At 69.0% G+C, this 13793-nt stretch carries 8 protein-coding genes and 1 pseudogene; 3 read left to right on the top strand and 6 right to left on the bottom strand.

Annotation, left to right across the window (positions count from 1 at the left end; all coding sequences use genetic code 11):
* Position 1: 1 nt before the first annotated feature.
* The 5 genes from clpB to dnaK form a co-directional block, all read right to left on the bottom strand.
* A complete protein-coding gene (gene clpB / locus HNR07_RS22685) occupies positions 2-2620 on the bottom strand; it encodes an ATP-dependent chaperone ClpB (protein ID WP_184366702.1) in 2619 nt (872 codons plus the stop codon).
* Positions 2621-2715: 95 nt separating this feature from the next.
* A complete protein-coding gene (locus HNR07_RS22680) occupies positions 2716-3294 on the bottom strand; it encodes a heat shock protein transcriptional repressor HspR (RefSeq protein WP_184366701.1) in 579 nt (192 codons plus the stop codon).
* A complete protein-coding gene (dnaJ, locus tag HNR07_RS22675; protein ID WP_184366700.1) occupies positions 3291-4454 on the bottom strand; it encodes a molecular chaperone DnaJ in 1164 nt (387 codons plus the stop codon). The genes HNR07_RS22680 and dnaJ overlap by 4 nt, the downstream gene beginning before the upstream one ends.
* 202 nt (positions 4455-4656) lie before the next feature.
* On the bottom strand, positions 4657-5385 hold the full coding sequence (gene grpE / locus HNR07_RS22670) for a nucleotide exchange factor GrpE (RefSeq protein WP_184366699.1): 729 nt from the start codon (positions 5383-5385) through the stop codon (positions 4657-4659).
* Positions 5386-5428: 43 nt separating this feature from the next.
* On the bottom strand, positions 5429-7297 hold the full coding sequence (gene dnaK, locus HNR07_RS22665) for a molecular chaperone DnaK (RefSeq protein ID WP_184366698.1): 1869 nt from the start codon (positions 7295-7297) through the stop codon (positions 5429-5431).
* Between the two features lie 654 nt (positions 7298-7951).
* Here dnaK and HNR07_RS22660 point away from each other — a divergent pair.
* Positions 7952-10171 carry a (Fe-S)-binding protein gene (locus HNR07_RS22660; RefSeq protein WP_184366697.1) on the top strand — a complete coding sequence of 740 codons (2220 nt, stop codon included), beginning with the start codon at positions 7952-7954 and terminating at the stop codon, positions 10169-10171.
* Positions 10172-10273: 102 nt separating this feature from the next.
* On the opposite strand, the pseudogene HNR07_RS22655 reads toward HNR07_RS22660, so the two are convergent.
* A pseudogene (locus tag HNR07_RS22655) lies at positions 10274-11008 on the bottom strand (alpha/beta hydrolase); the annotation flags it as partial.
* Between the two features lie 34 nt (positions 11009-11042).
* Here HNR07_RS22655 and HNR07_RS22650 point away from each other — a divergent pair.
* Positions 11043-12143 (top strand): DUF418 domain-containing protein, encoded by a 1101-nt coding sequence (locus tag HNR07_RS22650; protein WP_184366696.1) that lies wholly within the window; start codon positions 11043-11045, stop codon positions 12141-12143.
* A 566-nt stretch (positions 12144-12709) separates the two neighbouring features.
* A complete protein-coding gene (locus HNR07_RS22645; RefSeq protein ID WP_184366695.1) occupies positions 12710-13714 on the top strand; it encodes an ABC transporter ATP-binding protein in 1005 nt (334 codons plus the stop codon).
* Positions 13715-13793 lie beyond the last annotated feature (79 nt).

The raw sequence follows: 13793 nt of genomic DNA, 5'->3' as shown, positions 1-13793 counted from the left end.
GTCAGGCTTCCAGGGCCGGTTCCTCGGCCTTGCGGGTGGTCACGTTCAGCTTGTCCCGGTCGCCGCTCACGTCCACCAGGACGGTGTCGCCCTCGGTGAGTTCGCCGGAGAGCAGCTCGCGGGCGAGCGGGTCGCCGATCGAGGACTGCACCAGGCGGCGCAGCGGCCGGGCGCCGTAGTTGGGGTCGTAGCCGGTCAGCGCCAGCCATTCGCGGGCGCCCTCGGTGACGTCCAGGTCGAGCTGGCGGTCGGCCAGGCGCGCGGCCAGCTTGTCGACCTGCAGGTCCACGATCCGGGTCAGGTCCTCGGTGGACAGCGCGTCGAACATGATCACGTCGTCCAGGCGGTTGAGGAACTCCGGCTTGAACGTGGCGCGCACCACGTCCATCACCCGTTCCCTGCGGACGGCCTCCTCCAGGGACTGGTCCACCAGGAACTGCGAGCCCAGGTTGGAGGTGAGGATGAGGATGGTGTTGCGGAAGTCCACCTGGCGGCCCTGGCCGTCGGTCAGGCGACCGTCGTCCAGCACCTGCAGGAGGGTGTCGAACACCTCCAGGTGGGCCTTCTCCACCTCGTCCAGCAGCACCACCGTGTACGGGCGCCGCCGCACCGCCTCGGTGAGCTGGCCGCCCTCCTCGTAGCCCACGTACCCGGGAGGCGCACCCACCAGGCGGGACACCGAGTGCTTCTCGGAGTACTCGCTCATGTCGATGCGCACGATCGCGCGCTCGTCGTCGAACAGGAACTCGGCCAGCGCCTTGGCCAGCTCCGTCTTGCCCACACCCGTGGGCCCCAGGAACAGGAACGAACCCGTGGGCCGGTCCGGGTCGGAGATCCCAGCCCGGGCCCGGCGCACCGCGTCCGACACCGCCTGGACGGCGTCCTTCTGGCCGATCAGCCGCTGCCCCAGCTCGGCCTCCATCCGCAGTAGCTTGGAGGTCTCGCCCTCCATCAGCCGTCCCACCGGGATGCCGGTCCAGGAGGAGACGACGTCGGCGATCTCGTCGGCGCCCACCTCGTCCTTGACCATGCTGTTCCCGGCGGAGGCCTCGGCGCTCTCCTCGGCCTTGGACGCCTCCTCGACCTGCTTCTCCAGCTGCGGGATGTCCCCGTACATCAGCCGGGAGGCCTCCTCGAAGCGGCCCTCGCGCTCGGCCAGTTCCGCCTTGGTGCGCAGTTCGTCCAGCTGCCCCTTGAGGTCACCGACCCGGTTCAGCCCCGCCTTCTCCTGCTCCCAGCGGGCCACCAGCCCGGTGAGCTTCTCCTGGTGGTCGGCGAGGTCGGCGCGCAGCCGCTCCAGCCGCTGCTGGCTCGCGGGGTCGGACTCCTTGTCGAGCGCCATCTCCTCCATCTTGAGGCGGTCGACGGTCCGGCGCAGCTCGTCGATCTCCACCGGGCTGGAGTCGATCTCCATCCGCAGCCGGGACGCCGCCTCGTCGATGAGGTCGATCGCCTTGTCCGGCAGGAACCGCGCGGTGATGTAGCGGTCCGACAGCGTCGCGGCCGCCACCAGCGCCGAGTCCGAGATCTGCACCTTGTGGTGCGCCTCGTAGCGGCCCTTGAGGCCGCGCAGGATCGCGATGGTGTCGGTGGCCGACGGCTCGCCGACGAACACCTGCTGGAAGCGGCGCTCCAGCGCGGGGTCCTTCTCGATCTTCTCCCGGTACTCGTCCAGCGTGGTCGCGCCGACCATGCGCAGCTCACCGCGGGCCAGCATCGGCTTGAGCATGTTGCCCGCGTCCATGGCGCCCTCGGCCGCGCCCGCGCCCACCATGGTGTGGAGTTCGTCGATGAACGTGATGATCTGGCCCTCGGACTCCTTGATCTCCGAGAGCACCGCCTTGAGCCGTTCCTCGAACTCGCCGCGGTACTTGGCGCCCGCGACCATCGCGGACAGGTCGAGGCTGATCAGGCGCTTGCCGAGCAGCGACTGCGGCACGTCCCCGGCCACGATGCGCTGGGCGAGCCCCTCGACCACGGCGGTCTTGCCCACGCCCGGCTCACCGATGAGCACGGGGTTGTTCTTGGTCCGGCGGCTGAGCACCTGGATGACCCGGCGGATCTCCCCGTCCCGGCCGATGACCGGGTCCACCTTGCCCTCGCGGGCGCGTTCGGTGAGGTCCACACCGAACTTCTCCAACGACTGGTAGGTGTCCTCGGGGTTCTCCGAGGTGACCTTGCCGGTACCGCGCACCCGTTCGAAGGCCTCCAGGAGGGTGTCCGGGGTGGCCCCGGCATCGTTGAGCAACCGAGCGGCCTCGCCGCCGTCGGTGGCCAGCCCGACCAGCAGGTGCTCGGTCGAGACGTACTCGTCCTCCATCTGCTGGGCGCGCTGGGCCGCGGTGTTGATGGAGACGATGAGCTGGCGGGAGGAGCTCGGCGAGCTGACCGTGGAACCGGCCGCCTTGGGCAGGCTGCCGATCGCCACCTCGACCTTGTCCTTGAGCTGGTCGGGGTTGGCGCCGACCTCCTTGAGCAGTGGCCTGGTGATGCCCTCGGCCTGGTCCAGGAGGGCGTACAGCAGGTGCAGCGGCTCGGTCTGCGGGCTGCCGTCGGTGGTGGCCTGACGGATCGCGGCGGCCAGAGCCTCCTGGCTCTTCTGCGTGAGCTTGTAGTTCATGTCCGGTTACTCCTTCCACAAGAAGTGTTGCTCAGAGTGATGATTCCTGGCCGCGCGTGCCAGTGTCGGCGGGTGAGAACCCCTGCCAGCCCGGGTCAACCCCGGGCTGACCCGCCCGACTCCGGACCGTCCTGGTGGCCGCTCTGGCCGGACGGGCCGGAGGGGCCGGAGGGGCCACTCTGGCCACCCGGACCACTCTGGCCGCCCTGGTCGTTTCGGCTGTCGCTCCGGTCGGGGTGTTCGCCCTCGGCTTCGGCGGTGTTGAAGATCGTGACGCGGGTGCGGCGCACCAGCTCCCCGCGCACCGGCCCGCCCTCGGGGCGGGCCATCGGGCGGCCCCGCCGGGACACCGCCCGGCGGGCCGCCTCGAGTTCGTTGGCCAGGTGGAACACCTGTTCACGCAGCTGCTCCACCTCGTGCTGCAGTTCCAGGATCCGCTTGATCCCGGCGAGGTTGATGCCTTCCTCCTGCGACAGGCGCTGCACCTCGCGCAGCGTCCGTACGTCGCGCATGGAGTACCGGCGACCCCGGCCGGAGGTGCGCCCCGGAGACACGATCCCCAGCCGGTCGTACTGCCGCAGCGTCTGCGGGTGCATACCGGCCAGCTCAGCGGCCACCGAGATCACGTAGACCGGTGCGTCGGCGCCGAAGGCAGGATCGTTCACGTTGTTCACGCGCCCTTCGCCCGCGCTTCGAGCCCGGCGCGCGGGTCGTAGTCGGAGGTCGCCGCGCGGAACTTCTCCAGAGCCTCGCGGGCGTCGCCGTTGAGTGTCTTGGGTACGTCCACCTCGAAGGTGACCAGCATGTTCCCGATGGTGCCGTCCTTGCGGGTGGCGCCCTTGCCGCGGACCCGCAGGGTGTGCCCGTTCTGGGTGCCCGGCGGCACCTTCACTGTCACCGGGAACCCGCTCAGGGTCGGAACCCTGACCTCGGCGCCCAGGGCCGCCTCGGGGAAGGTCACCGGCACCGTGATGGTGACGTTGTCGCCGCTCCTGCCGAACACCGGGTGTCCCTTCACGTGGACGACGACGTACAGGTCACCGTTGGGGCCGCCGTTCTCGCCGGGCGCGCCCTTGCCCTTGATGCGGATGCGCTGGCCGTCGCTCACTCCGGCCGGGATGCGCGTCTGTATGGTGCGGGTGCTCTTGCCGCGTCCGCTTCCGCTGCAGGTGGGGCAGGGGTCGTCGACCACGAGGCCGCGTCCCTTGCACTCGCTGCACGGGTCGGACAGCGAGAAGCCGCCCAGGTTGGTGCTCTCGTGCCCGGTGCCGCTGCACTTGGGGCACATACGCGGGGCCGTGCCGGCGCGCGCTCCGGTGCCCTTGCAGGTGTTGCACGGGGCCTCACTGCTCAGCTGGAACGAACGGGTGACCCCGTCCGCGGCCTCGCGGAAGCTCAGTGTCGTCTCGGTCTCGACGTCGGCGCCGCGCCTGCTGCGGGTGGCCGTGCCCCCACGCCCGCGGTTGCCGAACAGCCCGCCGAAGAGGTCGCTCAGGCGCTCGCCGCCAGGCGCGCCGCCACCGCCGCCGGAGCCCTGGCCGAAGATGTCGCTCATGTCGAACCCGCCGGGACCGGCCCCGCCGGGACGGTACGAGCCGCCGAACATGGAGCGCGCCTCGTCGTACTCCTTACGGCGCTTCTCGTCCGAGAGGACGTTGTACGCCTCGGAGATCTCCTTGAAGCGGTCCTCGGCCTTGGGGTCGCCGGTGTTGGCGTCCGGGTGGTTCTCCCGGGCCAGCTTGCGGTAGGACGACTTGATCTCGTCCTTGGAGGCGGTCTTTGAGACTCCCAGGACCTTGTAGTAGTCCTTCTCCAGGTAGTCCTTGGTGCTCATCGACTGATGCCTTCTCCCGCTGGTGCCGGTTGCGTCCGATGTTTCCACGTTGCCCCGAACCGCGTGGGGCCGGGGGCGACCCGGGGCCGCGACCGACGCTCTCACGTCGGCCACGGCCGGGTCTACGGGCGTATCCGATGGGCGCGTGCACCGTCCGCGACGGACAGCGCCCACCGAACACGTCCTACGGGCGTACCCGCTCCTACTTCTTGTCCTCGCCGCTCTCGCCGTTCCCGGCGGTCTCAGCGCCCTCGGCGGTTTCGGTGGAGTCCGCGGAGCCGTCGGAGGACTCCTCGTCCGCCGCGCCCTCCATGGGCTCGCCGACCACCACGCGGGCGGGGCGGAGAACGCGCTCACCCATCCGGTACCCGGGCTGGAACACCTCGATCACCGTCTGGACGGAGATGTTCGGAACGGGGACCAGGGTGAGGGCCTCGTGGACGTTCGGATCGAACTCGTCGCCCTGCTCGGCGTACTTCTCCAGGCCCAGCTTGGTCGCCGTGGCCTCCAGGGCCTCACCCACCGCCTTGAACCCGCCGTTGAGCTCGTCGTGCTCACGGGCCCGACCGATGTCGTCCAGGACCGGCAGCAGTTCGCCGACGACCTGGGCGGTGGCCGCCTCGCGGACGGCCGCCCGGTCGCGCTCGACACGCTTGCGGTAGTTGGCGTACTCCGCCTGCACCCGCTTGATGTCGTTGGTGAGCTCGATGACCCGCTCGTCCGCGTTGATCGCCTCGGTCACCACGGATTCCGGGGTGTCCGGGATCTCGATCTCGCTCTCGACGACCTCGGGCTCTTCCCCGGTGGACTCACCCTTGGGGTCGCGGACCTCACCGGTCTCGGGGTCGACCTTGCGGTTGTCGCGGATCACCGGACCCTGGTTCTCGTCACCGTCACCGGTGTCAGGGTTGTTGTTGTCCGACAACGCCATGTCCGACGTTCCCTCCTTCCTCGGCTCTCACGGAACTCTCGGGTCAGGAACCCTGGTTGCCCTTGCCGTTGTCCTCGTCGACGATCTCGGCGTCGACCACGTCCGCGTCCTCGGCGGAGGCACCGTTGCCGGCGTCGGCGTTCCCGGCGCCGGGCTGGGCGGCGCCCTCACCCTGCTGGCCCTGGCTGTAGATCGCGGAACCGATCTTCTGGCTGGCCAGCGCGACCTTCTCGCTCGCGGAGCGGATGGCCTCGACGTCGGTGCCCTCGAGAGCGGTCTTCAGCTCGGCGACGGCGGCCTCGGTCTCGGAGCGCACGTCCGCCGGGACCTTGTCCTCGTTGTCCTTGATGACCTTCTCGGTCTGGTAGACGAGGGACTCGGCGTTGTTGCGGACCTCGGCCTCCTCGCGGCGCTTGCGGTCCTCCTCGGCGTACTGCTCGGCGTCGCGGACCATCTGGTCGATGTCGTCCTTGGACATCGCCGAACCACCGGAGATGGTGACGGTCTGCTCCTTGCCGGTGCCCAGGTCCTTCGCGGTGACGTTGACGATGCCGTTGGCGTCGATGTCGAAGGCGACCTCGATCTGCGGGACGCCGCGCGGCGCCGGGGGCAGACCGGTCAGGTCGAAGACGCCCAGCTTCTTGTTGTACTGGGCGATGTCGCGCTCGCCCTGGTACACCTGGATCTGCACGGACGGCTGGTTGTCGTCGGCCGTCGTGAAGATCTCGGAGCGCTTGGTCGGGATGGTGGTGTTGCGCTCGATGAGCTTGGTGAACACGCCGCCCTTGGTCTCGATGCCCAGGGAGAGCGGGGTGACGTCCAGCAGCAGGACGTCCTTGACCTCGCCCTTGAGCACACCGGCCTGGAGCGCGGCACCGATGGCCACGACCTCGTCCGGGTTGACGCCCTTGTTGGGCTCCTTGCCGCCGGTCATCTCCTTGACGAGCTCGGCGATGGCGGGCATACGGGTCGAGCCGCCGACCAGAACCACGTGGTGGATCTCGTCCAGGCTGATCCCGGCGTCCTTGATGACCTGCTGGAACGGGGTCTTGGTCCGCTCGACCAGGTCGGCGGTCAGACGCTGGAACTCGGCGCGGGTGAGCTTCTCGTCCAGGTGCAGCGGGCCCTCGGCCGAGGCCGTGATGTAGGGCAGGTTGATCTGCGTCTCGCTGGAGCTGGAGAGCTCGATCTTGGCCTTCTCGGCGGCCTCGCGCAGACGCTGGAGCGCCATCTTGTCCTTGGACAGGTCGACGCCGTTGGAGTTCTTGAACTTGTCCACCAGCCAGTTGACGATCGCCTGGTCCCAGTCGTCGCCGCCGAGGTGGTTGTCGCCGTTGGTCGCCTTGACCTCCACGACGCCGTCGCCGACCTCGAGGAGGGAGACGTCGAAGGTGCCGCCGCCGAGGTCGTAGACGAGGATCGTCGCCTCGTCCTCCTTCTCCAGGTGGTAGGCGAGCGCGGCCGAGGTGGGCTCGTTGATGATGCGCAGGACGTTGAGGCCCGCGATCGTGCCGGCCTCCTTGGTGGCCTGGCGCTGCGAGTCGCTGAAGTAGGCCGGGACGGTGATGACCGCGTCGGTCACGTCCTCGCCCAGGTAGGCCTCTGCGTCGCGCTTGAGCTTCTGCAGGATGAAGGCGCTGATCTGCTGCGGGTTGAAGGTCTTGTCGTCGATCTGCACCGACCAGTCGGTGCCGATGTGACGCTTCACCGAGCGGATGGTCCGGTCGACGTTGGTGACGGCCTGACGCTTGGCCACCTCACCGACGAGCACCTCACCGTTCTTGGCGAAGGCCACGACCGAAGGGGTGGTGCGGGAGCCCTCGGCGTTCGTGATGACCGTCGGCTCGCCACCCTCAAGGACCGCGACACACGAGTTCGTCGTACCGAGGTCGATTCCGACCGCACGTGCCATGGTTGTTTCCTCCGTCAAAGTTGAGTCGTTCAGGCGTAAGTTTGCTTCGTCGGGTGGGGGCTGTCAAGTCAGTTGAGTCGACCAGACTCAATCTGCTTCCTACGACCTGACAACGGGTGGCCACGCGGGGATGTTCCCGACCTGGGGTGATTTCACCTGGAGGATGGCTGAACCCCGGGACAACTCGGGGACATCCTTGACCTGAAAACCAGGGGAGCCGGGGGTGTCTCGGGGTGGGGCGGGGTGCTGGAGGCCGGGGCGGCGGCGGTGGCGCGGGGGCGGTGTTCGTTCCCCGGGGCAGGCGTGTTCGGTCCGGCGGAACACGACCGGTGGTCCCACCGATGCCCGGGCGTCCCCTGTTCGCTCCGGTGTCCGCTTACATAGAGGTGTGCGGCGCGTCCGGGGTGACTCGGGCGCACCCGAGTGAGGGAAGTGGCGACATGGCTGGCTACGGTTGGTACTCACTCGCACCCGCGCGCACGAGGTCCCGCAACCCGGGCGTGAGGGCGGTAGGGGGTGTGGGGCGTCCCCGGTGGCCGGGCCGCTGGGGCCGAGGGTCGGTGGCGGCCGCGCTATTACTCGCTAGTAACATCAATATGGACCACCGGTGTGTGGCGCACCGGATGACGAAAGCAGGATGGGAGGCCACGGACGATGCATCCTCTGTACTTGACACTGGGCATCATCACCTCGGTCTTCGCCGTGGTCGCGCTTGCCACGTTCGCTCTGGGTGGTTACCAGATCTGGCGAACCGTGAGTGTGGGCCGAGCGGTGGAGCCGGAGCGCACGGAGTCGCTGAGCAAGCGACTCACGATGACGTTGATCGAGATCCTCGCGCACACGAGGATGCTCAAGCGGCCGTGGGTCGGCGTGGCCCACTGGTTCGTGATGGTCTCGTTCCCGCTGCTGTTCTTCACGGTCGTCGAGGCCCAGGGCGAGGTCTTCAACCCGCACTTCAAGCTGCCGGTGATCTACGACTGGACCGTCTACGGGCTGGCCATCGAGGTCATCGCCGCGGCCAGCCTCGCGGGCATCATCGGCCTGACGATCTACCGCTTGCTCAACGGCCCGCACCGCAAGGGCAGGCAGTCCCGCTTCTTCAACTCCAAGACGTGGACCGCGTACTACGTCGAGGCCTACCTGTGGGCCCTGCTGATCTCGATCTTCGTGATCCGCGGCCTCAAGGTCGCCATCGAGGACTTCCCGTTCCCGGTCTGGGCGACCCCGGTCTCGCACGCCTTCGGCGCGATCATGCCGGCCGACGCCGCCGTGGCCGAGCCCGCCATCGCGCTCGTCGCCGCGTTCAAGCTGGTCATCAGCTACGCGTTCTTCGTGGTGCTGTACTTCAACCTCACCATGGGTATCGGCTGGCACCGCTTCGTGGCGCCGTTCAACATCTTCTTCAAGCGCAACGCCGACGGCACTCCGACGCTCGGTGGCGCCAAGCAGATGATGGACAAGTCCGGCAAGAAGCCCCTGGACTTCGAGGAGGCCGACCCGGACGAGGACCCGTTCGGCGCGGGCAAGCTCGAGGACTTCACCTGGAAGGGCCTCCTCGACTTCACCAGCTGCACCGAGTGCGGCCGCTGCCAGTCGCAGTGCCCCGCCTGGAACACCGGTAAGCCGCTCTCGCCGAAGAAGGTCATCCTCGACCTCCAGAAGCACACCTACGAGAAGGCCCCGTACCTGCTCAAGGGCATCACCGAGGAGACCCTCGCCGAGGCTCCCGACAACAGCCACGCGGGCGTCGACGTCCTCGCCCTCCTCAACAAGCCGCTGGTCGGCACCGAGGAGGAGGGTGGCGTCATCCACCCCGACGAGCTGTGGGCCTGCACCAACTGCGGTGCGTGCGTGGAACAGTGCCCGGTCGACATCGAGCACATCGACCACATCCTGGACATGCGCCGCTACCAGGTCATGGTCGAGTCCAACTTCCCGTCCGAGGCCAACACCCTGCTCAAGAACCTTGAGAACAAGGGCAACCCGTGGGGCATGGCCGAGGACCGCCGCATGGAGTGGATCGAGGAGCTCGCCTCCCAGGAGAACCCGGTCGAGGTCCCGGTCGTCGAGGACAAGCTGCCCGAGGGCACCGAGTACCTCTTCTGGGTCGGTTGCGCCGGTGCCCTGGAGGACCGCGCCAAGAAGACCACGAAGGCCATCGCCGAGCTGCTGGACATCGCGGGCGTCAAGTTCGCCGTCCTGGGCGGCATGGAGGCCTGCACCGGTGACCCGGCGCGCCGCCTTGGCATGGAGTACGTCTTCCAGATGCTGGCCCAGCAGAACGTGGAGACGCTCAACGACGCGGGCGTCACCAAGATCGTGGCCAGCTGCCCGCACTGCTTCAACACGCTGGCCAAGGAGTACCCGCAGCTGGGTGGCACCTACGAGGTCATCCACCACAGCCAGCTGCTGGCCAAGCTGGTCGAGGAGGGCCAGCTGACCCCGGTGAGCTCGATCGACGAGAACATCACCTACCACGACCCCTGCTTCCTGGGCCGCCACAACAAGGTGTACACGCCGCCGCGCGACATCATGGCGCAGGTGCCGGGCATCAAGACGCAGGAGATGCACCGTCACAAGGAGCGCGGCTTCTGCTGTGGCGCCGGCGGTGCCCGCATGTGGATGGAGGAGCGGATCGGCAAGCGCATCAACACCGAGCGTGTCGACGAGGCGCTGACCACCAACCCCGACACCGTCTCCACCGCGTGCCCGTTCTGCCAGGTCATGCTGGGTGACGCGATCAACGAGAAGAAGTCCGCGGGCGAGGCCAAGGAGTCGCTGGAGGTCGTCGACGTCTCCCAGCTGCTGCTCCGTTCGGTCAAGGGTGAGAACCCGGCCGAGGGCGACGAGCAGAAGGAGACCGCCGAGGCCTGACCACCCGGTGCCCGGGTGGGTTCCGGCTGACATCGGAAATCCGCGCGCGAAGGGGCGGGACGCCAGGGATGGTGTCCCGCCCCTTCGTGTCGCCCGTGCTTCTCAGTGGTGTTCGCGGAGGAAGCCGTCGATGGAGTGCCGGGTGATCTGACTCGCCAGGCCGCCCCAGTTGAGGTCGTACATGTGCTCCGCCCACGGCAGCTCGACGTGGTGGTGCGGGACGCCCGCCCCGGCGAGCGCGGCGGCCATCCGCCGGTTGTCCTGCGGGCCGAGGAAGAGGTCGTGCCCAGCGGTGAGCAGGAGGGTCGGCGGGGTGTCCGGGCCGACCAGCCGGATCGGGGACATCGCGGCGTACTCCTGCGGGACCTCCTCGGGGGAGCCGCCCATCATCCGCTCCTCCAGCTCGGTGAGCTCGTCGTTCACAGGGGACCGGAGCAGCCGCCAGGGGAGGTCGGCGGCGTCGGCGGTCACGTCGGTGCCGGAGTACCAGGCGATCACCGCCGCCACCTCGGGGACCTCGGTGTCACAGCTGGGCGGGTGGTCGTCGCCGTAGGTCGCGAGCAGGGCCAGCAGGGCGCCGGCCGACTGCCCGCTGACGGCGATGCGCCCGGGGTCGCCGCCGTACTCCGCGGCGTTCTCGTGCACCCATCCGAGGGCACAGCGGACGTCGCGCACCGGAGCGGCCCAGTCCTCGTCGGGGAAGAAGCGGTAGTCGGCGTCGAAGACCACGCGCCGCTGCGGGTCCGAGCCGGTGGCTCCGGTGGCGGGGTCCTCGCCGTCGGCCAGCCAGGTGTCCCAGCGGGGGAGCAGGCTCTGCGGCAGGTCGTCCGCCCCGCCACCCCGGCTCCTGCTCCTGGACGTCCTGCGAGGCGTGGCCATCCTCGGCACCCTGGCCGCCAACATCTGGGTCTTCGCCATGTCCTCGGACGGAACCGGACCCCTCAAGACGGTCCTCGACCCCCTGACCAACGGCAAGTTCTTCGCGATGCTCGCGATGATGTTCGGCGTGGGCCTCGCGGTCCAGTACCGGACCGCCGCCGCGTACGGGCGGCGCTGGCCCGGCCGGTACCGGTGGCGCCAGGTCCTGTTGTTGGCGGAGGGCGCTCTGCACACCCTGCTGCTGTTCGCCTGGGACGTCCTCATGGGATACGCGGTCACCGGGTTGGTGGTGATCTGGCTGCTGCGGCGGTCGGAGCGGGTCCGGACAGCGGTGATGTGGTCGGCCCTGGCGGTGAACACACTGCTCTTCGGCGGGATGACGCTGGTGTACGTCGCGCTGACCCCGCAGCGGTCCGGGTCCGGCGGCCACGAGGAGTGGAAGGCGCTCTTCCTCAACGGCGGCTACCTCGAACAGGTGGCCATGCGCTGGGAGGACTTCCTCGGCACCCGTTCGGAGGCCATCGCCTCGTTCCCGATGCTCCTCTTCCTGTTCCTGCTGGGGGTGAGGCTCTACCGCGCGGGCGTCTTCGACGACGACCAGCGCGGACAGCGGTACCGGAAGCTCATGACGCGCTGCGGGCTCGGCCTGGGACTGCCGCTCTGCGTGCTGGGATCCCACATCTCCTATCTCGGCGAACTCCACCGGTACGGGTTCTCGATCGTGCTGATGCTGGGCTACGTCGGGCTGGCCGGGTGGCTGCTGGACCGTACCCGAAGCCGCGGGCAGGTGCCCCGGTCACTGAGCGCGGTGGGGCGGACCGCACTGACCTGTTACGTACTCCAGAACCTGCTGGGCTCGGTGATCTTCTACGGCTGGGGGTTCGGCCTCGCCTCCTACCTGGACACCGGGGACGTCGGCGGCCTGGCCCTGGAGGGATGGGTGCTCGGAGCCGCGCTGGTGATCGCCCTCGCGCTGGTGATCGGGGCGCGATCGTGGCTGCGCCGGTTCGACCGCGGTCCGCTGGAGGCGGCCGGAGCACGATTGGTGTCCTTGGTCCCGGAACACTTTCCCCGGAGGGTCGGCCGAGGGTAACTGTGCTTTGCTCGACTCCCGGAGAAAAGGCCCCATTCCCGGGTGCGGGTGAAAGCCTTTGCCGGTCGCCGTGCCCCTGGCGTGTGAGAGTCGTTTTGCTTTGTGTAATGCCTGTTCACGGTGTGTCTCTCGGGAGTGTGGGGGCTTGGGGCCCGCTGCACGGGTAGCTCTCGGGGTTGGCCCGCCCCGGAGGCACCACCCGTAGGACGATGTTTCCCAAGAAGAAAACAGCCAATCCGGTGGACTGCGGATTCGCGACAACGAAGAATGTCGCATTCCCCCAACGCGCCCGCGGTAATTCATGTAGAACGGTGGATAACCGCCAAGGGGCCGCGCCCGACGTGAGTTGTGAGGGGACGGGCGCGACCCCGCCGGCGGCGGCGACCGCGCTCGCACGTGAGGTGACGAAGGGGCACGTGCGGGCGTGGTCGCACCACCGCGCGCACCGAGGCCACCCCGGCCCGGGCTGATGACATTTGTCAGTGTCGGTGCAGGGTGAAGTGCCACCGGGGACTGGTGACAGCGGCGTCTGTCGGCGGACACCCGGTTCGCGGGAGTCTTGGGACATGACGACGACAGCGAACACCGAACCGGCCGCCGCGACCCAGGACTCCACGTCGAGTGCGGGGGCGTCGGTGGTCGTCCGCGACCTGCACCAGCGCTACGGGGACTTCGAGGCGGTCAAGGGCGTCTCCTTCGAGATCCGCCCCGGTGAGCTCTTCGCGCTCCTGGGCACCAACGGCGCCGGGAAGACCACCACCATCGAGACCCTGGAGGGGTTCCGGCGCCCCAGCTCCGGTACCGTCCGGGTCTTCGGCCAGGACCCCTTCGGTCAGCCCGCCGGGATCCGTGAGCGGGTCAACGCGGTGCTCCAGGGCAGTGGGCTGCTGGAGGACCTCAGCGTGGAGGAGAGCCTCGGCCTCACCAGCGACCTGGCCGCGGATCCGCGCGGGATCGACGAGATCCTCCAGCTGATCAACCTCACGGACAAGCGCAAGCTCCGCATTCGCCAGCTCTCCGGAGGCCAGAAGCGCCGCCTCGACCTGGGCTCGGCCCTGATGACCCGGCCCGAGGTCCTCTACCTCGACGAGCCCACCACCGGCATGGACCCGGAAGCGCGGCACGAGACCTGGAAGATCATCAACGAGCTCAAGGAGAGCGGCGTCGCGGTCCTGCTCACCACGCACTACCTGGAGGAGGCCGAGCGCCTCGCCGACCGGCTCGCCATCATGCACCGCGGCGAGATCCGCGTGGAGGGCACCCTGGCCGGCGTCCTCGCCGGCTGGGGCGACCGGGTGAGCTTCCTGCTCCCCAGCGACGTGCGCACCGCCGACCTGCCCGACGTGGCCGGGGCCGGGATCGAGGTGGAGACCCGCGACCAGGAGCTGTGGGCCACCTACACGGTCAGCGACGGCGACGTCGCCGAGCGGGCCCACCACGCCGTCGCCGCGCTGATGGGCTGGGCCGCGGAGCGGGGCACCGTCCTCCAGCACCTCCAGGTGCGCGGCGCCTCGCTGGAGGACGTGTTCCTCCAGGTCGCCGACGGCGCCGCCGACCTGCTCGCGGAGTGAGGCGGGGGCGGCGCGCACGGTGCCCCGCCCCCGAGCAACAGGCCCCTTGATCTTCGCCGAGCACGCGCCGTACCGCGTG

The organism is Nocardiopsis metallicus, from assembly GCF_014201115.1.
In the GTDB taxonomy this organism is placed as follows: domain Bacteria; phylum Actinomycetota; class Actinomycetes; order Streptosporangiales; family Streptosporangiaceae; genus Nocardiopsis; species Nocardiopsis metallicus.
This window is presented reverse-complemented; position numbering and strand designations above follow the sequence as displayed.